Annotated in this window: 34 protein-coding genes and 2 pseudogenes; 7 read left to right on the top strand and 29 right to left on the bottom strand. The window is 34.6% G+C overall.

The window, feature by feature from the left end; translation table 11 throughout:
• Positions 1–93: 93 nt before the first annotated feature.
• Positions 94–228 (top strand): annotated as a pseudogene (locus HO345_RS10505) (ATP-binding protein); the annotation flags it as partial.
• Here HO345_RS10505 and HO345_RS10500 read toward each other — a convergent pair.
• The 27 genes and pseudogenes from HO345_RS10500 to HO345_RS10370 all read right to left on the bottom strand — a co-directional run bounded on the left by HO345_RS10500 (position 182) and on the right by HO345_RS10370 (position 18,448).
• A complete protein-coding gene (locus HO345_RS10500) occupies positions 182–943 on the bottom strand; it encodes a class I SAM-dependent methyltransferase (RefSeq protein ID WP_253682862.1) in 762 nt (253 codons plus the stop codon). The pseudogene HO345_RS10505 and the gene HO345_RS10500 sit on opposite strands and share 47 nt — an antisense overlap.
• A 219-nt stretch (positions 944–1,162) precedes the next feature.
• A complete protein-coding gene (locus HO345_RS10495) occupies positions 1,163–2,113 on the bottom strand; it encodes a HipA domain-containing protein (protein WP_253682861.1) in 951 nt (316 codons plus the stop codon).
• The gene (locus tag HO345_RS10490; RefSeq protein ID WP_253682860.1) at positions 2,110–2,439 is read right to left on the bottom strand and encodes a HipA N-terminal domain-containing protein; all 330 of its coding nucleotides are present in this window, start codon (positions 2,437–2,439) and stop codon (positions 2,110–2,112) included. The genes HO345_RS10495 and HO345_RS10490 overlap by 4 nt, the downstream gene beginning before the upstream one ends.
• Complete coding sequence (locus HO345_RS10485; protein ID WP_253682859.1) at positions 2,440–2,643, bottom strand: helix-turn-helix domain-containing protein; 204 nt, start codon at positions 2,641–2,643, stop codon at positions 2,440–2,442.
• Positions 2,644–2,827: 184 nt separating this feature from the next.
• Complete coding sequence (locus HO345_RS10480) at positions 2,828–3,334, bottom strand: hypothetical protein (protein ID WP_253682858.1); 507 nt, start codon at positions 3,332–3,334, stop codon at positions 2,828–2,830.
• Between the two features lie 45 nt (positions 3,335–3,379).
• Positions 3,380–3,697: an AAA family ATPase gene (locus HO345_RS10475; RefSeq protein WP_002687117.1), complete on the bottom strand. Its 318-nt coding sequence runs from the start codon at positions 3,695–3,697 to the stop codon at positions 3,380–3,382.
• A 231-nt stretch (positions 3,698–3,928) separates the two neighbouring features.
• On the bottom strand, positions 3,929–4,642 hold the full coding sequence (locus tag HO345_RS10470) for a transglutaminase-like domain-containing protein (RefSeq protein ID WP_253682857.1): 714 nt from the start codon (positions 4,640–4,642) through the stop codon (positions 3,929–3,931).
• Position 4,643: 1 nt separating this feature from the next.
• The gene (locus tag HO345_RS10465) at positions 4,644–5,216 is read right to left on the bottom strand and encodes an HXXEE domain-containing protein (protein ID WP_253682856.1); all 573 of its coding nucleotides are present in this window, start codon (positions 5,214–5,216) and stop codon (positions 4,644–4,646) included.
• A gap of 24 nt (positions 5,217–5,240) precedes the next feature.
• Positions 5,241–6,179: a Fic family protein gene (locus HO345_RS10460; protein ID WP_253682855.1), complete on the bottom strand. Its 939-nt coding sequence runs from the start codon at positions 6,177–6,179 to the stop codon at positions 5,241–5,243.
• Positions 6,180–6,278: 99 nt separating this feature from the next.
• Positions 6,279–6,668 (bottom strand): hypothetical protein, encoded by a 390-nt coding sequence (locus HO345_RS10455; RefSeq protein ID WP_253682854.1) that lies wholly within the window; start codon positions 6,666–6,668, stop codon positions 6,279–6,281.
• Between the two features lie 104 nt (positions 6,669–6,772).
• Positions 6,773–7,900 carry a hypothetical protein gene (locus tag HO345_RS10450; protein WP_253682853.1) on the bottom strand — a complete coding sequence of 376 codons (1,128 nt, stop codon included), beginning with the start codon at positions 7,898–7,900 and terminating at the stop codon, positions 6,773–6,775.
• A gap of 182 nt (positions 7,901–8,082) precedes the next feature.
• The gene (locus tag HO345_RS10445) at positions 8,083–9,147 is read right to left on the bottom strand and encodes an ankyrin repeat domain-containing protein (RefSeq protein ID WP_253682852.1); all 1,065 of its coding nucleotides are present in this window, start codon (positions 9,145–9,147) and stop codon (positions 8,083–8,085) included.
• 21 nt (positions 9,148–9,168) lie between these two features.
• Complete coding sequence (locus HO345_RS10440) at positions 9,169–10,020, bottom strand: DUF2262 domain-containing protein (protein ID WP_253682851.1); 852 nt, start codon at positions 10,018–10,020, stop codon at positions 9,169–9,171.
• A 37-nt stretch (positions 10,021–10,057) separates the two neighbouring features.
• The gene (locus HO345_RS10435) at positions 10,058–10,642 is read right to left on the bottom strand and encodes a hypothetical protein (protein ID WP_253682850.1); all 585 of its coding nucleotides are present in this window, start codon (positions 10,640–10,642) and stop codon (positions 10,058–10,060) included.
• A gap of 57 nt (positions 10,643–10,699) precedes the next feature.
• A complete protein-coding gene (locus tag HO345_RS10430; protein WP_253682849.1) occupies positions 10,700–11,032 on the bottom strand; it encodes a hypothetical protein in 333 nt (110 codons plus the stop codon).
• A gap of 35 nt (positions 11,033–11,067) precedes the next feature.
• Positions 11,068–11,277: a hypothetical protein gene (locus tag HO345_RS10425; protein ID WP_253682848.1), complete on the bottom strand. Its 210-nt coding sequence runs from the start codon at positions 11,275–11,277 to the stop codon at positions 11,068–11,070.
• A 50-nt stretch (positions 11,278–11,327) separates the two neighbouring features.
• Positions 11,328–12,044: a leucine-rich repeat domain-containing protein gene (locus HO345_RS10420; protein ID WP_253682847.1), complete on the bottom strand. Its 717-nt coding sequence runs from the start codon at positions 12,042–12,044 to the stop codon at positions 11,328–11,330.
• Positions 12,045–12,088: 44 nt separating this feature from the next.
• Positions 12,089–12,658, bottom strand: coding sequence for a hypothetical protein (locus HO345_RS10415; protein WP_002672563.1), 570 nt, complete (start codon positions 12,656–12,658; stop codon positions 12,089–12,091).
• Between the two features lie 51 nt (positions 12,659–12,709).
• Complete coding sequence (locus HO345_RS10410) at positions 12,710–13,366, bottom strand: hypothetical protein (RefSeq protein ID WP_253682846.1); 657 nt, start codon at positions 13,364–13,366, stop codon at positions 12,710–12,712.
• 202 nt (positions 13,367–13,568) lie between these two features.
• Positions 13,569–13,727, bottom strand: coding sequence for a hypothetical protein (locus HO345_RS10405; RefSeq protein ID WP_253682845.1), 159 nt, complete (start codon positions 13,725–13,727; stop codon positions 13,569–13,571).
• A gap of 76 nt (positions 13,728–13,803) precedes the next feature.
• Positions 13,804–14,610: a DUF4261 domain-containing protein gene (locus HO345_RS10400; protein WP_010693405.1), complete on the bottom strand. Its 807-nt coding sequence runs from the start codon at positions 14,608–14,610 to the stop codon at positions 13,804–13,806.
• 105 nt (positions 14,611–14,715) lie between these two features.
• A complete protein-coding gene (locus HO345_RS10395) occupies positions 14,716–15,039 on the bottom strand; it encodes a hypothetical protein (RefSeq protein WP_010693403.1) in 324 nt (107 codons plus the stop codon).
• A gap of 26 nt (positions 15,040–15,065) precedes the next feature.
• A pseudogene (locus HO345_RS10390) lies at positions 15,066–15,737 on the bottom strand (hypothetical protein); the annotation flags it as partial.
• Positions 15,738–15,932: 195 nt separating this feature from the next.
• Positions 15,933–16,391: a hypothetical protein gene (locus HO345_RS10385; RefSeq protein ID WP_002672552.1), complete on the bottom strand. Its 459-nt coding sequence runs from the start codon at positions 16,389–16,391 to the stop codon at positions 15,933–15,935.
• Between the two features lie 97 nt (positions 16,392–16,488).
• Positions 16,489–17,061, bottom strand: a complete 573-nt coding sequence (locus HO345_RS10380; RefSeq protein WP_253682843.1) for a hypothetical protein — start codon at positions 17,059–17,061, stop codon at positions 16,489–16,491.
• Between the two features lie 163 nt (positions 17,062–17,224).
• On the bottom strand, positions 17,225–17,776 hold the full coding sequence (locus tag HO345_RS10375; protein WP_253682842.1) for a hypothetical protein: 552 nt from the start codon (positions 17,774–17,776) through the stop codon (positions 17,225–17,227).
• Between the two features lie 84 nt (positions 17,777–17,860).
• Entirely contained in the window at positions 17,861–18,448 is a 588-nt protein-coding gene (locus HO345_RS10370) for an SMI1/KNR4 family protein (RefSeq protein ID WP_253682841.1), read from the bottom strand.
• 206 nt (positions 18,449–18,654) lie between these two features.
• On the opposite strand from HO345_RS10370, the gene HO345_RS10365 reads away from it, so the two are divergent.
• Positions 18,655–19,320 carry a DUF4272 domain-containing protein gene (locus HO345_RS10365; RefSeq protein WP_253682840.1) on the top strand — a complete coding sequence of 222 codons (666 nt, stop codon included), beginning with the start codon at positions 18,655–18,657 and terminating at the stop codon, positions 19,318–19,320.
• Between the two features lie 109 nt (positions 19,321–19,429).
• Here HO345_RS10365 and HO345_RS10360 read toward each other — a convergent pair whose 3' ends face one another.
• Positions 19,430–20,293, bottom strand: coding sequence for a hypothetical protein (locus tag HO345_RS10360; protein WP_253682839.1), 864 nt, complete (start codon positions 20,291–20,293; stop codon positions 19,430–19,432).
• Positions 20,294–20,352: 59 nt separating this feature from the next.
• Entirely contained in the window at positions 20,353–21,066 is a 714-nt protein-coding gene (locus HO345_RS10355; RefSeq protein ID WP_253682838.1) for a DUF4241 domain-containing protein, read from the bottom strand.
• 413 nt (positions 21,067–21,479) lie between these two features.
• Between HO345_RS10355 and HO345_RS10350 the strand changes: the two genes are divergently transcribed.
• From HO345_RS10350 to HO345_RS10330, 5 genes are all read left to right on the top strand, one after another.
• On the top strand, positions 21,480–21,935 hold the full coding sequence (locus tag HO345_RS10350) for a DUF2004 domain-containing protein (RefSeq protein ID WP_253682837.1): 456 nt from the start codon (positions 21,480–21,482) through the stop codon (positions 21,933–21,935).
• Between the two features lie 120 nt (positions 21,936–22,055).
• The gene (locus HO345_RS10345) at positions 22,056–22,715 is read left to right on the top strand and encodes a hypothetical protein (protein WP_010693381.1); all 660 of its coding nucleotides are present in this window, start codon (positions 22,056–22,058) and stop codon (positions 22,713–22,715) included.
• A 108-nt stretch (positions 22,716–22,823) separates the two neighbouring features.
• The gene (locus HO345_RS10340; protein ID WP_253682836.1) at positions 22,824–23,279 is read left to right on the top strand and encodes a DUF2004 domain-containing protein; all 456 of its coding nucleotides are present in this window, start codon (positions 22,824–22,826) and stop codon (positions 23,277–23,279) included.
• A 79-nt stretch (positions 23,280–23,358) separates the two neighbouring features.
• On the top strand, positions 23,359–24,150 hold the full coding sequence (locus HO345_RS10335) for a hypothetical protein (protein WP_253682835.1): 792 nt from the start codon (positions 23,359–23,361) through the stop codon (positions 24,148–24,150).
• 14 nt (positions 24,151–24,164) lie between these two features.
• Complete coding sequence (locus tag HO345_RS10330; protein WP_253682834.1) at positions 24,165–24,962, top strand: hypothetical protein; 798 nt, start codon at positions 24,165–24,167, stop codon at positions 24,960–24,962.
• Positions 24,963–25,029 lie beyond the last annotated feature (67 nt).

Below are 25,029 nucleotides of genomic sequence, written 5' to 3'. Positions count from 1 at the left end.
CCTCTTTAATAAAACAAACTATCTAACAAAGAACAGCCTTTATATTTAAAGATAATACAATTTATTAAAAGATTCAATCCGGTTTTGCACACAGGCTTGGGGCTTTCTATCGTTAAAAGTATTATGCAGGTACTAGGCGGTTCGGTCTCTGCCGAAAGCGGAAAAAGAAAAGGCACCGTTATTATAATGCAGCTGCCGCAAAATAGTATCTATGAATCCTTCCCTTAATTACACCTTCTTTCCCAAGAATTTCCTGTGCTTTAAAAAGATTCTTCTGATATTTCTCCACTTCAAAACCGGGAAATTCCCAATCAATGATTCTCGCAAACCAGACAAGTGCACCTACGTCATAAAACTCTATCGGCCTATAGACTTCAGCTTCTTCTATAATATCAAATCCGTTATCTGCAAATTCCTGTCTCGCAATATTCAAATAAGCTTCCGGAAACGGAATGTCAATATTGCCAATTAAAAGCTCTACCAGGTCTCTGTCATTTTCAGCGCCTACTTGCTGTGTAAGAAATACTCCTCCTTTTTTAAGAGTTCTTTTAATCTCATTTACATTGTATTTACCATGTCTGTTAGTAATAATGTCAAAGTAATTATCTTCAAAAGGAAGGATATCTTCGCCGTCACATGCTTTAAAATTTATCCCTAAAGGACGAAGTCTTTCTTCACACATTTTGATGTTTGGTTCATAGCCTTCAATCGCAGCGGTGTGTTTAGCATTGGCCATAAAAGACAAAAGAAATTCTCCGCCGCCTGTTTCCATATCCAATAAATAATCGGTATCACTCAGATAAGATTTTATGATTTTTCCAAAATCCCATGGAAGATCGTCCTCTTCTTTATACCTTCCTCTAATGTGAGAGAAATCCCAACCTTTAATATGAGCTATTTCTTGTTCATGCAGCCATTGATTTAAAAGCGCTTGCTTTTCCATATTTTTTCTCAAAGTTATTTTGTATTGAGGATTGTATCATTTTTAATGGTGTTTTTCTAGCAGTAGGTTATAAATGATTCGATAATTACTAGGATAGCTATGACGGTTCCATTCCGGAATTCCGATAATAAAGTATATTATAACCATAAAAATATAACATAAAATCGCTATGAACATATTAAACAGCATAGTGAAAAGCAATGTTTGTAAACTCTGAATCTACCTCAGAGCTGATACTCTTTTATCGACTAATTCTATAAAGGCTTCTTTCATATCTTGAGGCATTAGAGAATTACGGCACATTTCAATAAAAACAGGCGTCATAGATACTAATTGTTCGATCATTTTCTCTGCTGCAAGTTTTGCTATTCCACAACCGGCTGCAAAGATAAGAAAATCTTTACGATGAATATTTCTTTTTTTCCCATTTATCGGCAGAGCAAATTCTTCCTTGTCTTCAGGTATAATTACATTTACCGGAAGCAAATCATATGCAGGGGAAAGATGATATTCTCCTGAGCCCGATTCCGATTCAATCAAGGAAAAATTCTTTAAATGCATATCGGAATTTCCAACAATAAACGAAAATACCAGCCGATAAAATAGTTCGGTCATATCAAGACCTGAACGGGACGAATACTTTTTAATTATATTTCCGCACCGCTCGTAAGAGCCTTTATATTTATCCTGAGTCAATCTTAAATCAAGCTGACAAAAATCTTCCATTGCAAACATCTTTACATTGGAATCTTTTGAAAAAACACGATCTATTCTTTTTGTAATATACGCATAAGAGTCTTTGCTTTTTACAAGAGCGTGAGGAACGGTTCTAATCTTAGCTTTATCTGCCATAGACATAACAATATGTTCAGCCTCCGGCAGTGCACGAAATTCTTTTACTTGAGGTTTTAAAATATATCCCGTCGGGTAATTCACAACAGTCAACCTGGGATAAGCTTCCTTTGAAAGATGTAATGAAAGTTTTTTCTGAACACCCGGAATAGTATACCCTTTATTGGTGCTTTCTTTTGCAAGTTCTTCCAGCACTGAGTCTGTTATTTCAATTTCCGGAATAACGGTTGTTGTGAAAAATTTTTTTATACATGTTTTATGCCAGCCGCTATTTCCGCTATTGTCTTTTATCGGCTTTCCGCAACACAGACAGTTCATATCTTTTCCTCTCTGATACTGACGTTTCCGATAGGGTCTTTACAAGCAACTAAAAGCAATGCAAATCTGTCCTTAGTATCTATCTTCCAATTACGGCTTACAATATCAAGAAGCCAGCCTTCAGGAATCAGTCCGTCAAAAAAAGAAAATAATGTTTTTGATTTATAAGGTTCTTCACATATAGGAAGGGTCAATGAAACCGGATGGTTACTTGCCTTGATATAGGTTTTATCGTAAGAAAAAGAATATCCTTCATCAGTTTCGCTCAGTTTTCCGGCAAAGTTATTATATACATAGACATACGCAGTTCTGAATATGTTTTTCATTTATATTCCTTCCTTTTTGCCCGGGACGGCCTCCATACCGAACATAGCCAGTGCAACATTCACTTTATCCATGCGTACGGTTTCTTTTCCTTGCTCCAATTCACGGACAAAGCGAAGTCCAAGACCAGCTCTTATCGCAAAATCTTCTTGCGTTAAACCGGCGGATTTTCTGCTGGTCTTAATGAATTCTGCTATCCTATTCATATTGCCTCTTTTGAAGTTATTATAGGAACAGTATATACCCTTTAGGGTATAATGTCAAGTAATGGGCGCTAAAATATACCCTAAAAGGTATAATTATTTAATTAGAAGCTATTATATACCCGATAGGGTATATCTTGAAATGGTTAATGATTTTGTACTCTATCTACATTATGTACACGGCTTTTTATTTTTTGTAAGCTGACAGTTCCTCTATTGCAATATCCAAAGAAAGCTGCCTTCTTCTCTTTTCTTTTGTTTCTTTTACGGAGCCGACTAAAACTATTCTGTGTCTTGGTATTTTTAATATGTAAGTTTTGTACCAATAAGGCTGCGGTTTAGGAATCTTAATATTTAATGCTCCCTTTTTGATGTGTAATTCTTTATTTTTCCAATATAAAACGGCATGATCTTCATATAGTTCAAGCTGTGCTTCCTCCTCCTTGCTGCTCCAACATTTTGCGGCAATCCACGCCGGCAGCGACATAGCAATAGGAATTAAACCGAATATCAAATAAACAGCATGCATGGGGTGTTCTCTGAAATATACCGGTCCATCTTCCGGTCCTTTCTCAATACCGGAAAACACAAGAAATGCATAAAAAATTAAAAGCCCAAGACTTACTCCGAATAACACCATAATATACAATACACCGGGTGAATATTTATTGCATTGAAATGTTATTCTTCTCATAATTTACAACTCCTGTTTCAACGCTTTATTCCATACAAGCACTGACTATTGATACATCTCGTCAAGTGATACTAATACCGTCTTTTCATCCTGCAAAGAATCATGTAACCTGATTGTACGAAAGCTTCTATCTTCAATACCGGCTAAAAATACATCCGTTACCTGTTTTGAGAATAACTCCAGATTTCTTTCTTTGCCCACTTTGGTTGCTGTATAAAAAATTACCTTTTTATCTTTCACAAATTCCGAAATAAGGGTAGATTTACCGATACGTCTGCGCCCGTATATAACAGTCATTCCGACTCCGGGTTTTTGATAAAATTCATTTAGATATGATAATTCTTTTTCTCTTCCAATGAACATATGTATATCCTCATTAATAGTTTGATTCAAATTAATTTTATTCGTGCGGAGGGTTTTAATACCCCGACGCTCTGCGTCGTAACAAAGGGTATTAAAGCCCGACTGCAACCACCTTATGAGAACAACATACCCCGAAGCTCTGCGTCGGGGTTGTTGATTCAAATTGATTTGAATAAAATTATATCATATTCCATTCTATTTATCAAGTCAAATCAAACATCAAATCAAACATCAGAGAGTAGCATCCGCTCTTATTTTCTTTACATTGCAGTTCATCAAATGCCTTCCTAAATGTTTGTAAGCAAAGGCTTTTATTCCTGACACTTCCTGATGATGATGTTTCAACAATTCATCCGGAGAATCCCATACTCCAAAATCCTGAGTAATTCCATCGCTTTGTATGTACGTGTTGTTCCTGTCAAAATCAATTATTGGATGCCGGAAATCTTTTACTGCAACACCATAACCGCAGAAAGAACCGTTGCAGGTTGCAAATTGTTTTTGCAGCTTTGATAAATACTTTTTGTCCAGTATAAAGGCTTCAAGTTCATACCACTTATCTTCAAAATACACTTCAACCCAACTGTGAAATATATTCTGCGGTGCATTTTTATAAACAAATCCGCTCATTACTCCTTTCTGTAATTGTTTGTCTATGGTAAAACCATGAACTCGACAAGGAATTTCGCAGGCACGCAACAAAGCCATGAAGAGTGTTCCTTTTGTATTGCATTGACCGTATCCGTCCTTAAGAACTTTAGATGCGCTGATACCATCATCTGTATTATACCCGAATGCGATATCATCTCTTACAAAGTTATAAATAGCTTTAAGGCAGTCAAATTTATTTTGTTCTTTCCAATGTTTCACTTCTATTAATTTTTGAATGACAGGATTTGAAAAATCCAGCATTGCAGTTTCTTGCAAGTATTGATTCATATCCATTTTATTTTTCCAATGCTTTCCGCAAATCGTCTATATTTGAATATCCTTTTACGGTATCATCACAAGCAATTTTTCTACCTTCTTTTATTTCAGTTATCTTTTTCATTATTTTATGCACAAACATTAAATTAAGTAATATTGTGATAACACATAATACAGATGAAATTACTATACTAAAGAATGTATATTCAAAAGTATAAATTGCTTTATTTAGTAGGAATACACTTATCGGTAAAAGAATTATACTTGATGCTAATGCCGGAATATATCTTTTAATAATAATACTTTGGATTATATGAACAAGCAAATGCAATGAAAAAGCAATAAAGGCTCCAATCCAAACGATGTATATTTTGAAAAAAATGCTTACGCCAGTTATGATTATACAGAGTAAATACTCTTCTAAAACAGCTATCGAAAAACCTTCATTGCTAAAATTTTGATATAGCACAGAAAGTTTATTATATTTTCTGACTATATCTATATTTTTATCTAACCATATTCCAAATCCTATTATTTCTTCCATCTCATGAAGCATAAAAATAATAGGGAATAGCCAAAATATATTTTGCAATTTTTTTATCTCCTCTCACATTAATCAAATTGTTTTCCAGCAGCGTTCTTTCATAAAGCTGGCAATATTGGATACACCTTCTCCTTCGTAATATTTTACTAATAACTGCTTAAACTCAGAAACTTCCTTTTCCGGAATTACAATAAAACCGCCGCCATGAGAAATCAAATAATGATTTGCAAAAATAACAGAGGCTCTCTTATTACCATCAAGAAATATCTGTGTCTTCATACAATAAAGACATAGTTTAATAGCAATATTAATCACATCATCATTCTCCTCGGTAATCTTTTGAATTCTATCTTTAACATCTGCTTCATTCGGTAAAGACGGAACATAAGATGAACCACCAATCGTTACCGGAACACCACGAATGCGGCCGCCTTCTGCAAAAAAACCTTCATTTACAAGTTTTGCAATATGACTAAGCATATAATAGTCTGATTTACTTGCAATAACATCTTTATCTAGAATAAACTCCCAAGCATGTTTCAAGTTCAAAATCTTTTGCACATCAGTTGCTGTCATGCCGGAAACCTTTCCGTTGTCTATAATTTCTTCTGTCTGTGGAAAAGATGTTGCAATTCCCTCCAAGACAGCTTGATCATAGATATTTATTTTTATATTAGCTCTTGCAAATTCAATATTAGCCATAACGCTGGAAGATAGTTCATCTTCGGAATATCCGGCAATAGCAAGTTGTTTTTCTACATGTCTAAGTTCTTTTCTTATTTTGCGAGTTTCTTTTGCATTACGAAGAAGCTGGTTATATAACTCCTCTGTATAGACTCCCACATATGTCGATGTTTGTTTACCGGCTACACGCTTTCTAACATATAAATATTTTCCATCGCCGCGTTCTTTAATTTCAGGTGTACCGTCATACGGCAGTAAATTTAATCTGGCATGAAGATCGGCACGAGTCTTGAGGAATTCCTGTATTTCATTATATTTTGTTGGCATTATCTTTTCTCCTTTGGGGAGCATTTATCATGATTATTATACTATTATGCTCCCCAAAATTCAATATAGAAAGAGCAACTTATTGTCATTATCTATTTATCACTCTATTTGAAATGCGATGTTGCATTTTGAGTTCTTTAAATTTGGAAAGCCATATTCCTCTAATCGATTTAGAGTTTTTTGAATAGATTCGGTTATATTGTTTTTGCTAATAGGTAAATTGCTTATGATATATATAATACCGCTAAGTTTTGCCGGATAAATAATCCCGCACTTAGCTTCATTATTTATAATACGGAGCAGGTAAACATCATATTTTGTTTTGACATAGAAATCAAACTCTTGATTATCATAAATCTCCTCCGGAATTAGGTGGACCGGAGCTACTATACAGTCTTTCATTTGAAAGCTATCACTCCCAAAATGTGCTTTACAATTGTGTTTTCGCTTTATCCTTTCTATCCATTCAGTAATCATTATCATACCCATCGTCACCGCCTATAATTTTTACATCGTCTATTGCCATTTATCATCTCTCCGTTTACAATTCTAATACATTCCCTAACAAATGCTGCTTATTTAGTTTTGCTTACTTATAGAAAGGTTAATGTAATCCTTTTAACTTCTTTGTAATATTGATTCATTTCAAATAAAATCTTAATATTTTTATATTGCACACCTTCCATATTCTCTTTCTCTGTTTTTGGAGGAGAAATTCCTAGTACTTCATAAGGTTCTTTCCATTCTCTCCGTTTATCAAAAACAAGATCAATCCATACCGGTTCGATATATATTTCTTTTGCATCATCTATAATTGCTTTGATAATCGTTGCCTCAAGCAAAGAACATGGTGAATCCGATAAGTTTTTAGCTTGTAAAGTTATATTTGTAAACTCATATTGATTATCACTTTTAAAAACATAAGAGTTACTTATTTCCCCCGGTTGCAAAATGATGTTTTTTAATCCTTCAATCGTTCCTTGCTTTACAATAAGGTTTTTAAAGAAACAATCTTCAAATGTATCACTGCCTAAAATAAAAGACCTTCCAATATCTGCATGAAATGTAAAGCCGTCAGGATTATCCGAATGCGTTTTTAATTGCGGTTTCAATTCTTTACAAATGTCTTCATAGGATTTTATGTTAAGCTTATCTTTTTTTACTTCAGAAATATCTTGATATATCATACTATCATCATCAGCTGCACCTTTCAGTTTGATGCCGTCAATATCCATTCGTATGTTTAGTAATCTCTCATCAATAAGCATCGGATGTTTTTCAGCAACGAATGCAATAAATTCCATCGCTCTATCATAAGGAGCTTTCAATTCTTCAAGTGAATGTACTTTCGTATAGTATATAAAATTTATAGGGATTTCCCAAAAAATCTCATCATTACCAAGTTCATAATTTTTTTTGTATTCCTCAATGATATACTCGCCGAAAATCTCATCAAAATTCGTTTTTATAGATGGTGATGTCATGGAAAGAGGATCACGGGAAACAGTATAAAAAATGATGAGATCGGGATATTCATTTAATGTCACAAGCCAGCGGCGATAATATTTATCTTTTTTAATGGTATATGCATCCTTACCAAATCTATTATCCAAATATTTGATTATCATTTCACTATCTTCTTTAATATGAGAACAGGCATTTAAAAAAATTACACTGCACACAATACATAATAAAATGACTATTGGTTTAAAAATATTCATATACATTCTCCTTTTATGTTCGCATCAAAGTTGTTTTCTTTCTCTTGTTTTTCAATAAGATAATACGGCTTATTCCATCTTTTCCTATTGCTTATTTATAAGAGAACAAAAAATACTTGTGTGAGATTTTCCTCTCATTTTGCCGCCTCAAAGAACTATTTTTTATAAGTTTATATTCTCAATCATCTGTTATAATTTGTTTTGCCTAAAGGAACAGGAGTTGGATTTAACAATACCCAGAGAACCGAAAGTTCACACAAACGATCCGTTATAGCATCTTCATCACTACCGTTTGCACGGATATTTGAAATAAGCGCTTTGGTTTCTTCCAGTTCTTTCTTAGAAAGCGGTGTGCCTGAAGCAAAATGATTTGGCAGGGTATTAAGCATATTTCTATAATCTTTATCCCAGTTTACTCCGCCGTTTCTATATAGCTCATCCTGCACCCTGCCTGTTATACGGATAACTTCTCCCTGTACTGTTTTTGCAGCTCCGCTTGAAGGAATCAGCATCTCCCAAAGTTCATCGTATTGTTCCTTCCAAGAACCTGTCTTTACAATAATGGGAGAAACGCCGTCATGTGTCTTGCGTTTTGGAGCAGGCTTTACATCAAATAGTGTATAGAGTTTCTCAAGTCCCGCTTCTGTTTCAGCCAAGTAATCTTTATTAAAGTTTTCTCTGTGAAATTCAAAATCCTTACCGATTATTTTAACTCTTTCCGCCATTTCAGGCACTACATCAGCGCCCGCCTTTATTAACATTTCTGCAATTTCCGCTGCCTGTACAATATTAATATTCCTACAAGTAGCAAGGACTTCGGTTAGCGGAGTTCGTCCCATATCATCTTTTGCATTAACATCTGCACCTTTTTCAATCAAAAAACTTACTATCTTAGGCCGGAAAAACCCTGCTGCCGTATGCAGAGGTGTACTCCCATATGTATCAGGTTTTTGTATATCTCCTCCTAATTCATACAGCAGTTTTACAGTATCTCTGCCCAGAGTGGCATGTTTATATAATGGTGTACGCCCATAATAATCGAGTGTATTTACATCTAAGCCCTGTTCTACGAGCCAGATCACAAGTTCATCAGGAACACCGCCATAATGAAGCGCCGTATTGAGGCTGTATCTGCCGTTATGAGCGGTAAGCTCACATTTTTCATAGACGGCTTTAAGAACTTCAACATCTCCTGCTGTAATCAGTTCATCAAAATTTTTAGGTAAGGTCACTCTTTTTTTTGCCATTGTTCTTCTCCTTATATTTTTTTACCCTTCCATATCGGCTGACACAATTCCTTTCTTTAAGCTTCCGCAGACTGTGATACAATGCCCGAAGAAGAGCTCGTTATCATCAAAATAGGCAGAAAATGATCCGCCTGATGTCATACAAATTGAATTGAGGCTAATTCTTTTTGCAAAACTTTCTTCTGTAATTTCAGCAGCTTCTTCTTCAGATTCTGCCCATTCGCAGGCAAGCTTAGTAAGTTTTTTGGCAGCAAAAATACGCAGTTCTGCATCCCATTTTTCCTGTTCTGAAACCATTGTTTTCAGAGCTTTTTTTGCCTTTGTTATTTCACCCTTATTATCCTTATCTACATCTAATATAATATTTATTTTTCTATCCTGCCAAATAATACTTCCTTGAAAACTTTTAAGAGGCCTATCATAAATCAGTTCACCTAATATATCATCTTGTAAAATTATAGGTTTTCTATACTCTGCAAGTATTTCTTCCAATTCCTTACAAGCCGCATTTTTTTCAAGAACTTCCACAACTAAAAAATGTTTTTTTGTCGATAGTACACCGTTTGGAACTTCCTCAGGAAGCTTTGCACGCACCTTTAATTTGTAAATGGTTTCGTCTTCAAATTGATATGGTAAATTTTCTTTGTCTGTGACAGGATATACTATACGCCCTTCTTCTTTATGCAGTTCACCTGTTTCACAGTCCACATAAGCTAAGAAATAAGCAGCCCAGTCCCAAAAACCGTTTCTCAAACTTCCGCCGCCGCCTTCGTGCCTTAGAACAATAATCTCTCGTTCCTTTTTCTCAAAAGAGTCTTCCCATTCTTCTTGTGTCATTTTATTTCTTAGCCGCATGTATTCAATTAATTCCATTCCTCTCTCCAATCAATCCAAAATAATTTTAAAATATTTATAATTTTGATTTGTGGTTATTAAACACATCTTCTATAACTTTCTCGGTTTGGTTATCATATTGCCTTTTGATTAATAGTATTTCTTTTACTGTCATTAATTTTTCTTTATCCTGTCTCAATTTTTCCAAAGCAAGCTCAATATCTTCTCTTGCATTACAGTATTTTTCATTTTTATTGCAACTGCAATCAAGCTCCCAATAAAACTTTGTTTTCTTTACCTGATAGATTTCAAGAAATTTAATACAACTGATTTTACGGTTAAAACGGATTCTTACATCTTTAGTAAAATACAAGCTATTATTAATCAAATACAACTCTTGTCTTCCATATAATTTTTCAGCCTGTCCACTGATTATTTTAGAAATCAAATATTGAACAGATATTAAAATAAATAATGCAATTACAGCCAAAAATAGCAATAATATCATATTATCTACAACTAACCAACTCACAGTTCCGATAACTGCCGACATTGCCATAACCGCTCCACATATCGGTATTGCATCTCTTAGCAAAAATATAATCATGTCAATAATAAATCTTTTAATCCGGTTATAACCTCTAAGTTTATACTCTTTCATACTATTCAAAAAACTTAAATCACCCTTATATTCCCTACTCTCGTCATCATTTACACCCTAATCAAAATCCTCACCTGAATGTTTGACAAACTCATATACATCTGAGGCTATACGCTTCATTTCAATCGAACCCAAGGCTCCCAAATCATTCATATAAATAGTATCATCAGAATCTTTTTTTATAAAGAAAGCCACGTCACCGTCCTGTCCAATCATAAAAAAATCCGGCTCCCATTCTTCTATCTGATAAGTAGTATTTCTTTCTACCAAATACGCCTTTGAATATAAAATGATTCCGGTATCCTCTATTGTAAATTCTCCATCCTCTCCCATTTCTGATAAAAACTTATCATATAAAGTAGGCAGTACAAAATCCATCTGATTATCCATTGTAAACTTCTCAAAATATTTTCTGTCTTAATATTTTATATCTCATCTTCGCTTAATTCTCTAAAATTTGAAATATGATACCCAAAATAACATCTTCCGGATTGACCTATAAAAATTCCATGTTCCGGCATATTAGCTATCTCGCCTAAGTAAATCATAGGCATGTCATCAGAAAACGGATATTCCAAAGATATTTCATCTTTAAGAGTAACCAAAGTTTTTTCTTTAATTATGTAAGTGCTCAATTTATCACTCCTTAATATATCTCATAAATAAAATTTTATTACAGTATGAATTAACGAACATGGTCATTTTGTGGAATATCTTTAAACTTTTCTGCAAACCTATCATTCCATATTTTGTAGTCATAAGCAGGCATATTAACAGATAGAAATTCTAATTTTTCAAGGTCTAAAACAGGCGAATAATCTCCGTTCAATAGCCTAAATCCTGTTGTATGAAGATTTTTAATATTCTTCAAACTTTTTAAAAAATCAAAAGAATCTACTTTAATTATATTTCCCATAGAACTATGAATTCCCAGTTGTTTAAGATTTTTTAATTTGCCCAACGGCGAATAATCCGTTACGCCGGTGAAGTTAGATAATATAAGCACTTCTAAATTTTGTATTTCGCCTATAGGCTGCAAACTTTTTACTCTTGATGAAGCATATATTGAAAGAGCCTTTAAGTTTTTTAATTTTGCAATACACTGTATGTCCGAGAAATTACCCTGAAATATAACGAGTTCCTCAAGTGATGTTTGATTACATATCGCTTCCAATAACTTCTGATTTACAATACCTGTTACTAAAAGCTTCTTAATGTTTGTTTTTGTATTATTAAAATAATCTATCCAGCTTTTTAAAATGTTGTCTCTGTCTTTTTTTAAGGGATATTTTTCTTCAGATAATCCGTAGCAATATAATTTTAAAATTTCTTCTCCTGTATAATCTTTTAACTCTGTAATAGAATTTACTGCCCATTTTGCATTCCAGTTATAGTAATTCATAATTATTCTCCCATATTCACATAACAGTCAGTTCACTACTTGATTTAAACTCCGATAAAGGACTGTTTTATTTCAGACAGTTCTTTTAACTTTCTTTCCAAAATCACTGCATTCATTCCGTTTTTGATTGCAATTTCATAATACTTATCAAATTCAGGATGATTATTTTGTTTTACAACCGCTAAAAGTTCTGCAAAATATCCCCAAACATTATTATAGCTTTTTGTTGAAGTATAATCTTCTCTTTTCGGCATCCACTTGAGTTTTACAAAGAATTTGTAAAGTATCTTACTCCAAGTTTCTACATCATCATCATAGCAAAAAAACTTGGTCTCAAACAGACTCCCGAAACGCCTGTCCCAAAATTTTACATTGTCTGGCAGATACCAACTATTACGGGTATCGCGGCATATCAATTCTGTTATTATTCTTTCAAGTATTTCGGATGGAAAACCTCCGGTACAACCATAACTTCCGGCAACTGAAGTTTGTGCCGCTTCCTCTTTAAGTTCTTCATAGGCTGTGCGGCTATCAAGCAACAACAAAGCAATTTGGGCACGGTGACCAAAGGCTTTTCCTGCACTCAATATTCTATATTTCTCAATCTCGTTCATAGTTCCTCCAAAATTCTTACATATCTAATGATTTGTCTGTTAATCGTTTATTTACATACCCCGACGCTTGCATCGGGGTTGTTGATTGTAATTTTCAATTTCTTCTCTGCTCATCCCCACAAGCTCCGTTATCCATACTCCTACAATATCCGAAAGTATAGAATCACAAATATACTCTTCTTTACCGTCAAGATACTTACAGGAAAATATCGGTTCTCTTGTTGCTGCTTTGTAAAATTTCATTGTGACATTCTCTAATTTATCAGGAGAAAAAACAAGCGACAGACTGTTTGCAATATCGCTTCGCACCTTGTCCCAATCCTTATTTTGAGCCTTATAGCTTTCCCTTATTTTTGATATATATCCATTACAATAAGTTTTTAACAGCTCTTTATTTTTATAAATATGTTTACAACTAAAATCGGAAATACAGCCGGTATGGATTAAAAATGTCAATAACTCATCTAAGCTTTCTGCCGCTCGCCCAACTTCACCTTCACTTCCGATAAAGCCTATACTTCCGTCTTCAAGAAAAACATATTCTCCTCCGCTGCCGTCTTGTGCAAATGACTTACATCCAAGAGAGTATTCTTCATTATTTTCCAAAAACTGAGTATCTCCTGTTTCCTTATAAAAATAAATATCACATTCATTCATAAGCAGAATATTTAACTGTTCATTTTCTCTGATATATTGTAGTTTATCCATTTTAATTCTTCTCCATAAAATCTTTTTTCTATAATCCAAATTTTTCCTGTTCATAGAGTTCAGCATATCCGTCCACTATTAATATTCCGCTGCATTGGATATGAACCTTGCTATTCCTTATTTCAAGAATTTTTAATTTGTATGAAACCATCGGTTCGTGTTCATAAATGTAAAATGAATCTTCTCTGTCATCGCTTGATATTTACAAGTTTCCAGAATTTCGCTGCTGTTCGGGCATTCCGCATTTTTCTTCCATAAGTAAATGAATCATAAAAACCATGCCCGGACGGTCGGCAGTTTGACTCATATCCTGTTTGAGAATCTTGTCATCTCCATTTGATTTTTTTTCATAGTACTTCAATCCATTACTTTGCCTGTTACATAGTTTATATACTGATAATTCGATGTCATTCCCTTAGTATGCTTCTTTATACAATTTATAATTCTAATTTTAATGAGTTCCCATCCAAAAAAACTGCTTTCGACTCTGTGATTTTGATTTTCTGTTCTTCGGTAAATCCTATGGTTTCTCCGTGTTGCAGTGTTACATCCTGCTGTAGGACATAGTCAAGTACAGGCAGTAGAAAATCGTATAGTTCGCTGCCCTTCATATTTGCATCTATTATTTCTATTTCAGATTTGCCGAACTCCTTCATTCCATAAGTATAAACGCTACTTTTTTCATCGCTATTGATAATACCTATATACACCCAAAGCTGAATTGGCAGTATATCGTCCTCGTCCAACAAGAGATCTGTAAAATCGATATAAAGATTCTTTGGAAGCAGCAGCGTCGAGGCGCCTTGATATATCCCTATCGCAGTTTCACAAGTCCTCAGAATAGAAGCATTCAGTTTGGACAGTAGAGAGTATCTTTCGACTGCCGGTGTATTGCTGCCTAAGCCTAAAAGCGATACGATTGCATGTTGGGTATGCTCTTGTATCTCTTTTTCGGCGTCTTTCCAAAGGTAAGAATAGTTGTATATGGATTCAAATTCCGCAGAAGGTATCGGTGCAGGCATCAATGCAAGAGCTACAAGTTCCTCGTCGATTTTAAATGTGGCAGTATTATCATCTCCCTCTATCTCATCAACCTTAAGTCCCCAATATGATTTTAAATCCTGTATAACCTTATCCAGAGAATACCCTCTATCGCCTTTGAACATCGGCATAGACAGGATATGTTGTCCTTTATTTTCTGGTTTTTCGTTTTTCTTGCCAAATATGTTATTTAGAATTCCCATAATATCAACCTCCGTTATTTAGTATAATTATACCCATTTTTTATGCAATATCAAGTACTGCCATTACATGTTCTTGTGTTTCTGATTTTTACCGTATTATAGTCATCAGCTGTGCCAAGCATAATACATTCCTTGAACTGCCGCACGATTGACATTTTCACTATTCATCCAACAATATTTCTTTTCGATCCACTGCTTGCCTTGATGTTGTAACTCTTTATTCGCCTTTTCGTTTTTGTAATCGTATTTGTCATAAAAAAAGTTCTCGATGGCGTCTCTCGTTTGTCCGATATAATCGGCAATAGAGTTTTTTTCATCATCGGGAATATACGGATAAAGTTCTGCAACAATGTCAATTATCGGTTTGTGGAAATTTTCTCCAAATTCCAGAGATGCACTATAAACCTTATTTAAAATTTCTTCGTTCATTGTCATTACCTCCTCTCGGGAATCGTCTACTCCACCATTCTGCAAAGGGCGATATGGTCTGCCTCGTCGCTGATAAATACGTGATTATCCCAAATATCCATGATCCTGAATTTGGAATATCCTCTTGGGAGTGTAATATCGAGAAGCTCAAGGTCAGACAATCTCAACAGTTTTTGTTTCCCTTTCCATTCATCTGTCTTGAAAATCGGGGATAGTATCAGATATTCTTTTTGGGCACTGAATTTCCCTCTCAAGCCATGCTTTTGTGCAAGCCTCTCCAATTTTTCTTTTCCCCATATTTTCCTCTTGTAGATACCGTCTTGGGTGAGTTCGAGATACCAATAATACTTAAATTGTGATAAGCGGCAAGGATTTACCGTATCCGCTTCCACGAAGGCATAAATCGAATTATCTTTTATCATAAGGCTGCCTATCTGTGGATAGGAGTAACTAAAATCCATTTTGTGATGTACACCCTCTGCCCGTTCCAAGGATTGCATAAAATTGCTTCGGACTTTTTCATTTGTAAACACGGGGGTGAGCTGCTTCTCCCAGTGAAGCGTATGCGTCTCATTGTCATAGTGTAAGAAGGTAAAACTATTTGTGGCAAAGACCTCTCCGTCGACACGGCAAATAATTGGATAAACCCCCTTTTCGCCAAGTGTGGAAATTTCCGTTATGTTTTCTGCAAGGAGTAATAGAGCATTATCTATCGTTTCGGATTTTGGATTTCTGCCAAGTTCTACCTCGATGTATTCACACAGACTGTCCAGAGTCTCATAATGTTCTTTGTCCGCTTGTTCAAAATTACCGCTCCAGTCTATCGAATCAAGCCTTTGTTTTAGGTGTAATAAATTAATATTATCCATTTTTTCGCTCTCTGTACTGCTTCCTTATAATCCGAATTTTCCCCAGTCCTTAACCGATTCAATAACAGGTATCCAACTGTCGATTTCAAATTTTTCCTGTTCATAGGGTTCAGTATATCCATCCACTATTAATATTCCGCTGCATTGGATATGAGCCTTGCTATTCCTTATTTCAAGAATTTTTAATTTGTATGAAACTATCGGTTCGTGTTCATAAATGTAAAATGAATCTTCTCTGTCATCGCTTTCTTCTATTGTCATTACAGAAAAGGATTCTCCAATTAATTCTGCTGCTGAGTTTTTGTCTGTACTTATTGGATTTATGCAAATAGAAGGTGCTATTGTTTCGCCCCTAAAATTACCTTTAGCAAATCCGACATCCACTGACCATGATGCAGATCCATCTTCTTTAAAATACATCAGACAGCTCTGTCTTCCGTTCCAGTCATCTTCAAACGTATAATTTTTTCCGATCTTTAGCATTTGTTATCTCCTTTTCACTAATAGTATATGTCATTCAATGCTGATTTATTTGAAAATTCCTTGTAACCATTTCACAATATCATCCGTCGTTTCTGTTTCATTTATTATACTGATAATTAAGATAATAGTCCTCCCACGTTCCTTTTATGTTTTTATTATGCGAATTATTGGGAATAATTATCTTTGATGACGGCAAAAAATAGCGGTTTTTATATTCGTATTTTCCCATTACATAGCCGTTTTGTATACCCGGCAGAGTTTTTAATTTCTGCTGTAAAGCTGAATAAAATTTTTTGATGTTTTTATCAGGCCGCTTATCAATTTGTCTTAAATATATTTGTTCTCGTGTACTCTCCGTTTCATATCCGCCGTTGCCTTCGATTGTAAAAGGAGCTATTTCAGGTGTATAAAAGGCGCCAAACGGAATAGAACTTTTTTCATCATCAAACGGATAACATGAAAAATAAAAAGAATGATAACTTTCTTCAAAGAAATATTCGGTAAATACATTAGGCCTGTCTTCCCGATAAGTATACACGTTCCGATTTCCGGACTTATTGTCAATTACTTCCACATAAGCGGATACGCCGTATTTTTTCATTATGTCATTGCTATACCGAAAGAAATCATCTACCGGTATGGCTATCCAAAAATTCATTGCTACGCTCATATATCCTTCGCAACCTCCAATTGCTCCGACTATTTACAATGCATCTTTTAAAAGCTCACCATAATCGCCCTACGGCGTCGGTTCGTTTTTGCACGTATAAGTTCATAGATACATTTTCAGCTTCTCCTCTCATCTCTCTGAATAATTCCTAAAATACATCTATTCATCCTGCAATCAATTCCGATAATTCAAAATATGATAAAACGGAATCCGTATATAGTTTTCTCAACAAATTATCATCGAATTTCATAGAGTAATATTCTGTAACAAATTCTCGAAATCTTTCATACTTATCGAAAGCATATCCCAATAGCCAGTAACCTCCATCATGTTCATCTGTTTGATTTTGGTGAACTGCCCCATCATACCAAATGAAAAATGTTGTTTCCGCCCTTTCGTCTACTGAAAAAAGATTTATCAATTTCTCGTCAAGCCCTTCGTACATCTTGTCTATAATACTTTGATTCCATTCGTCGGCAGCAAATTGGTTCAGACTGTTTTCATGTGCAAAGCCTTTTACCAACACCACTGTTTCCGTAAAGATTACAGATAACGAATCTCCTGCTCCGTTATCAATAACATATTTGAGATTCGAGTCGAGTTTCTTCTTTCTTACCAATCGCAAGTCGTCTTGCGACGGGTCCGTCAAAGCATTATCCAAAATATATAGCGCCTCCAATCTTGTATGCATATTATCCCAATCCATATACTTCATATCGTTTCTCTTCCGTATTTCTTTGTTGTATCTCTTTTGTGAAAATAATGCACTGAGAGAACAACCTAATTTTTGAAAATAAGTTTAATCAATTTCTGCAATTATCCCATCAATCAATTCCGTAATACTCGGCGCTGTATAAACCACTTTATCAGGATCATGGATATAGCAGATAATCTGACCTTCTTTTCCCGCTGTATCCGGATCAAAATCCAACATCAAAAAGCAGCTGTCACAGTATTCGGCAAAGGGAATCCATTTTTTATTAAAGAGATAGGGTTTAATCCTGCTGTCCTTCATATTTTCAATATCTTCATTTGTAAAATAATCCGTAAATTCCGTTAAGAGCGCATCTCTGTTTTGAAAATGTTCTTTTGTGTTTGTTACAGTCTGTAAGCTCATCAGATTAAACGGCATTTCTATTTCATCTATAACACAGGGTAAAATACTTAAGTATTTACTTCCATTTTTATATCGGTAAAGTTCTTTGAAGTCTTCCAGCAAAGTTATACCGAGCTTCTCCTCAAAGGCTGATATATCTTCCTCTGAAGCTCCGGAAATTTCCTGATAGTCGTTCAGATATTCTTCTTCGACAGGATCATCCAAATCCCATTCTTCAAAATGCTCACATATATACTTTTCTATCTGTTTTATCTTGTCAATTAGTTGCATAACTTTCTCCTAACTTTTTTGTTCCCAATTTTATTTGCTCGGAGGATTTAACCACTGATGTTCCTCGTCTATGCTCTGCGCCGGAGTATGTTGATTAATCCTGAGCTCACAAAAATTATAGCATTTTTTATGGTGTTTTTCTAGCGGTTGTCAACAATCGCAGCTTTTGATACAATGGCTGAGTAAACAAAAAATGGAGAATTATTATGTACATAAAACCTGAAGATCGGCGTGAAAAATCGAATGCAAAAATAAAGGGGATGGGCATTGCCTGTATGGAAGAACTGCCCTTGCGGGAATCATCAGAAGAGGCGAAGCTTAAAAGCTTTGAGGAAATCTGTGACAGAGCCATCGCATGTCTTTTGTCGATTCAGTTGGCTGAAGATATTCATAATGAGCAAGGGTATGAAGAATCGAAAGAGCTTTTTTTAAGGTTGCTTGAAAAATATGAAGTATCGGACTGCCTTTTGGAAAAAGAAAAACGACTTTTTGACGGAACATACAGCGAACAGGATGTCATCGATGTATGCTGGACCTATGAAGCTTATTGGCCGCTTGTGTGGGCTTTGGGCTTGGTCGAAGATATTTCCTATCCGAATGATATCTGTGATGTGGAACGAGCGATAAGACTGGTCGGCGACGTCGCCGGGAAAACTGCGTTTAAAGCACAATGTAAGTTACGCGGAATAGAAGAAATACTGGATATGCTAGATCTTCACTATCGTTACCATTGGGCAACGGAAGAAAAGCGGCTCCGCCCCGAAACGGAAATCAAAGACTTAAATCCCGATGTTTTAATGGAACGAAGGCGCGGACTTGAATGGCTTATTTCCGAAGAAAGCGATTGGTTCGATATTTCGATGGATACATAGGCGGGTACCGCTCGTCCTTTAGTTTTTGTTTTCCTTTCCATATCTATTGCCATCAGGTAATTTATATCTTCCTTTTTTATCAATCGTCTTACTGATATTATTGTAATCCTTATAGTTCTCCCCAAAATCCATACATCCATTTCTCTGTATTCAAAGGATAAATTTCATTCGCTTGGTTTAGCAAGAGCAATATTTTTTCTTTTCGTCTCATTTTTGCATTTTCGCTCTTTAAATCTTCCATTCCTTCAATCAGTTTTTGTGCCTTATTCTTTAATCCGTGCCATTTCTGCCAGTCTTTAACAGACATTCTCTCCGATTTTTCTTTTAATATCTCTCTCCATAAAATTTTTTCTCTCACTTCTTCCGGATTTTCAGGTTCTCCCAATATTGCCGGCTCTAAGTAAATCTCATTTAAAAAGTTAACCTCTAAAAATGATTTTATCTTTTCACTCACATAAATTTCCTGATTTTTTAAAGAATCAACGATAAAAATATCTTTTGTTGAGAGAGTAGATTTTACCAACTTTTCTTTTTGCTCATTTTCATCATAGTAAGCATATCCTTCCTTCTCCGGAATCAAAGCATATAAGTTTCCTAATGTTTGTGACAAAAGCTCATTATGTTTTCTGGCCGTGATATATTCTTCCGCATCCATATCGCCCGAAGGATACATTTTAGGTTCATCTGCGGATAAATCCCATGTTTGCCAATCCAAATTGACAATTCTTTCTTTACGAACCTCTGCAAAATTGAGGTTTGAAAAACAGTTCTCCATTAGTTCTTTTACATGCTCTCTTACTATAATAACCGGACGCTCTTTATCATATTGACTTCTGTATATTTCGGGACAAAAAGGTGCAGTCCTCAACAAACAATGTTCTTTTTTCTTCTTATCAAAATAATAAATTCCTTGCCACAGCACCTCCCCATAAGATGTCCATGGCATTTCTTTGTTTTTGAGTACATAAATCATCACATATTCTCCATAAAAATATCTTTGTTACACTAAAACTTTCCAATATATCGCTATTTTTATCCGACGAAAATATATTCGATGACAAGCTCACAGATGGCATCGTTTTTATCGTAGCCGAAATATACCGGATATTGTCCGTCACCGAAACCGCTTTGTATCATGGGAACGGTTAAGTCCGTTCCCTCTAAAGGATAGTTAATCCAGTCCCCGCCGTCGCGTTGAAAGCGTGGATTTGCGGCATAACTCTTTTCAAATTCTTTTGCAAAATAATCGTCGTATATATTTTTGCCGGGGTTTTCATTTACCCAACGGCTTTCAAAATCGCAATAGGCATCCCGTGCTTTTACATCGACAACCGTTGCAAGTCCTGCATCTACATTAAACCCGAAAAAACTTTCTTCATTGACGTCATCCAAATCTTCATTACCAATCAAGGCTTCACGATACACGGCAGCCTTTTCATCGGAGAACCTTACCCGTGTTGCAACATACCGGTAATGGTCTTCTTCTATTTCGGCAACTAAAGTTTCTAATGGAAAAATTCCTGTAGGTACTTTTTGCAGATACGGCTCCTCGCTTTTGTTAAGGTAGACAAGCGGATCACGCACCAGAATATTTCCCGTAGGAAAATGTATGGTTCCCATCGGCAATATAAATAACTTTTTCCCCTGTACTTCATCTTGAGAAAACAAGTTACCGTAATGCACAGGAGATACAAGCAGCTCCTTCACTTTTTCATATTTTTCAATCCATTCTTTTGCCGGCAGCATCGTAAGACCTCCATTCTTTGGTTCGATGAAAACAATAGTTCATCCATTATGTTTTCCTTAACTTTTGAAAATCAACAATCCCGACGCAAGTGCCGGAGTATATTGATTAATCCTGAGCTCACAAAAATTATATCATTTTTTATGATGTTTTTCCAGCGGTTGTCAACAATCGCAGCTTTTGATATAATAGCACTGTAGATAAAAAAGAAAGTAAATAAACATGATATACTAAATAATAGGAGGTATGATAAACAGCTCAACAGAAATACTGTTTCACTGTTTATCTGCCGAGTTTGCCTTTCGGCAAACGTCGCATTATTATATGTGCTTTTTAACTTCGTTGCAAAAGCACGGAAAAAACTTTTTTCGCAAATTGATATTTGCTGCAAAAAGTTTTTATTGGAGGTTAAACTATGAAAAAAATGGAACATCAATACTTCGGTCAGTTGAATCTTGCGATAACAGATGATGTGGAAGTAATTTGGGAAAAAGAGATTCAGGGGATAGATACCTGTCTTTGGCTCGAAAAAAATGTAGAACCGTCTACCGGCATACTCGACCTTTGTGCACAGTTTCTTGAGAACATAGACGATAAAATAAAAGAAGCAAGAAAAGCACTTATAGCATATTTAAACGATGACAGTTACTATATCGACTTTCATATTGAAGAATGCGGACTGGAAGATTTGCCGAGCGATATTACCGAGTTTGTAAGTAAAATGACGGTAACGAATGTAGACTTATGGATTGACAGTGAACAGCCGCACATCGCAATGGATTTTATGATTGCACCTGATGAAAGCGATGAAATACTCTGCGTAAAATTCGGTGAAGATGCAAAAATCATATCCATTGATTGGGAAAGTTAATTGGTGTTGTAGCTAAAGAGATTGAAAATGAAGAAGAGAAAAAAATGATAGTTACAAATTTAAGTTTTAAAGAGAAGAATATGAAAAAATTCATATCAAATAAATGTTAGGGGTGGGCGTTTGAATAAATACAGCCGAATACTAAATAAAGAAGTGAGAATATACAAAGAATGGGTTTATAAGCATTATTCTGAGATGACTGAAGATACTGATAATGGAGAATTTCTAGGTCCTTCTTTTGATAGAATGAGAGAATCTGCAATCTCATTTGTAAAGAATGTAGAAGTAAAAGATGTTACCGAAACTGATTTAGAATCTATACTTTATTGTGTAGCCAGGGACAATGAATGCGAATATTTGGCTGACTTTATTTCGTCATATAAAGAATGGTTTAAATATTTGATTGAAAGATGTATAGATTCAATTTATACAACTGCGAAGTGGCAGCTAGTAAAAAGATTGCCAGTTTATAAAGATGATAGTTCAGTTACTGATTGGGTATTCAAGTATATAAATGTAGATGATGAATATACACAGAGAATGTCTTTAAGTGCTTTAAGTGAGATAGATTATAAAAAAGCAGAACAGTATGCGATTGAATTTTGGGAAAGAGACAAATATAAGGGTGATACCTATGCTGAAGAGTATCAAAAAATAATGGCACTCAATGTTCTTTATAAAATAAAATCAGATAAATTAAGCGAATATATTGAAGCGGCGAGACAATTAGACTTTGTTTATTTGAAAGAGAATGCAGATGAGATTGCAAATTCTGATTAATTTTCTAATTTTCTCACTAGGAAGTAGATTGAAAAGTAGCTAACTTAATGCAGCATTCATTAAAAAAAGAGGAGTTTAATTTCAACAAAAATAGGGGGTCTTTAAACTATGAAAAAAATCGAGCATCAATACTTCGGTCAGTTGAATCTTGCGATAACAGACGATGTGGAAGTAATTTGGGAAAAAGAGATTCAGGGGATAGAGACATGGCTTTGGCTCGCCGAAAATGTAGAACTGTCTACCGGCATACTCGACCTTTATGCACAGTTTCTTGAGAACATAGACGATAAAATAAAAGAAGCAAGAAAAGCACTGATAACATATTTAAAAGATGACAGCTACTATATTGACTTTCATATTGAAGAATGCGGACTGGAAGATTTACCGACTGATATTACCGAGTTTGTAACGAAAATGATAGTAACGAATGTAGGCTTATGGATTGACAGTGAAAAGCCGTACATCACAATGGATTTTATGATTGCACCTGATGAAAGCGATGAAATACTCTGCGTAAAATTCGATGAAGATGCAAAAATCATAGCCATTGATTGGGAAAGTTAGCAGTAGGAAATGTCAATGTAAAAATTTTTTATTCGTGCCCCTGCAAAATCAAATATGGAAGTTTATAGTAGAAGTCATTATGGAAACGAATAATATAATAAACGGGCTAAAACATTTATCTGAAGGACTATTCCTACCCGAAGAATGGATTGATTGGTGGAAACAAAATGAAAAATTTGCAAAACAATTTTTGTTGCCGCGATGGTATTTAAAGATAAAACCTAAGATGTCACAAGGTTTAATGGGTGCCGCACTAATATCTCAAAATGCGGCTCGCGAATATTTAAAATCTATAAATCAATCTTATAACGAAAATTCACAAGTCAATTATATGGAAGGATGGAGAAAGCAAATAGATGATATCTCCTTGAACTGTGACAAAGTTGATATTATTGATTTTGACTTGAAATTTACCAAATTGAAGCAAAGTTACCCTAACTTGTTTGCCGTAATAAAAAAACACTTACTGAAAGATGATGTTGTAGAAAATAATTTAACCGAAGAAAAATTAACCTCATCATTCTTTTATAAATTATTACATAGTGATGTGATTACATTTTTTTATTGTATTTCGCAATTAAAAATGGAAGGTATTCTTATTGATTTTGATATGTTAGAATTACGGGAGGAATATATTAAAATTGGGGAATTGTGGTTGAATAGTGATGGGGATGAGTTATATATCAGACCATATGAAGCTTCTGTATATTTTCATGATATAGGGAAAAATCAAATACATATTATAAATAAATCATTTAACTTATTTATTGAAAATGATTTGAGCCGTTTTGTCTATGAAAATGCATTGCCTAATACTTTTTCAGGTTTTTCAAATCAACAGCCCGATAAAAAATTAAACCATTATTTTTAAGGAAAGAACGAACTGTGATTTATGTTAAATTCTATAGCAAAACTAAAGATTGTTTTTTAGAGAGCATCAACAGAAAACCAAGTGACGAGATTGAAAAAATAATCAACAACCTCGATGCTAACATTATCTATCAATCTCCTTATACAAATAAGATTATTTGGGCTGCAAAACGGCTGGACGAAAATTGTGTATGCATAATCGCATTTGATGAAACTGCAAACAAAATTGCTTCTATAAAAATGGAAGATGAATTGAGCGATTCAGATATAGCTTTTACAAGTTTAAATGAAGAAAATCGTATAATAGTATCTTTTACAGCAGGACAGGACGGTTCTCAAGATTATTGCATAGAATTAAACAATAATGAGCTGAAAATAATATATAAGTTTCCGGAGAATTTATCGTATATGTTTAGCTTCGATAAATATGCTCTGCTTGCTGATTTTTACAGTTCGGTTTTTTTTAAAATTTCTTCCTTGGATTTTACACTGATTGCTGAAAAGACATATTCTTTATTTAAAGAAGATTCATTATCCAATGCACAGAAAATCAATGATAGTTTCGGAATATTTTGTACCACTGAAGGGAAGTGCTATGTATTTGATTTATCCGCACTTGAATTAATTGATGAGCTTATTATTGATTGTAAAATAGATGATTTAGAAAAAAATTGGACTGTGAATGCATTATTTCAAACAAGGGATGAGATGATATTCCAATATCGCAATTATAAAAATGGGAAAGAAAGCATTGAATGGATAAGTGTAGATAAATTATATTTAGATAGGATTATCAAAGAACAAAAACTGTGATATAATTAAAAAAGGATAAATATTATGAAATTAATAGAAGCGCTAACAAAATTTAATAATGTGTTCG

It is taken from the genome of Treponema denticola, assembly GCF_024181645.1.
GTDB lineage: Bacteria > Spirochaetota > Spirochaetia > Treponematales > Treponemataceae > Treponema_B > Treponema_B denticola_A.
Note: the sequence above shows the minus strand (reverse complement) of the source record. Positions and strands in the feature narration are given on the sequence as shown.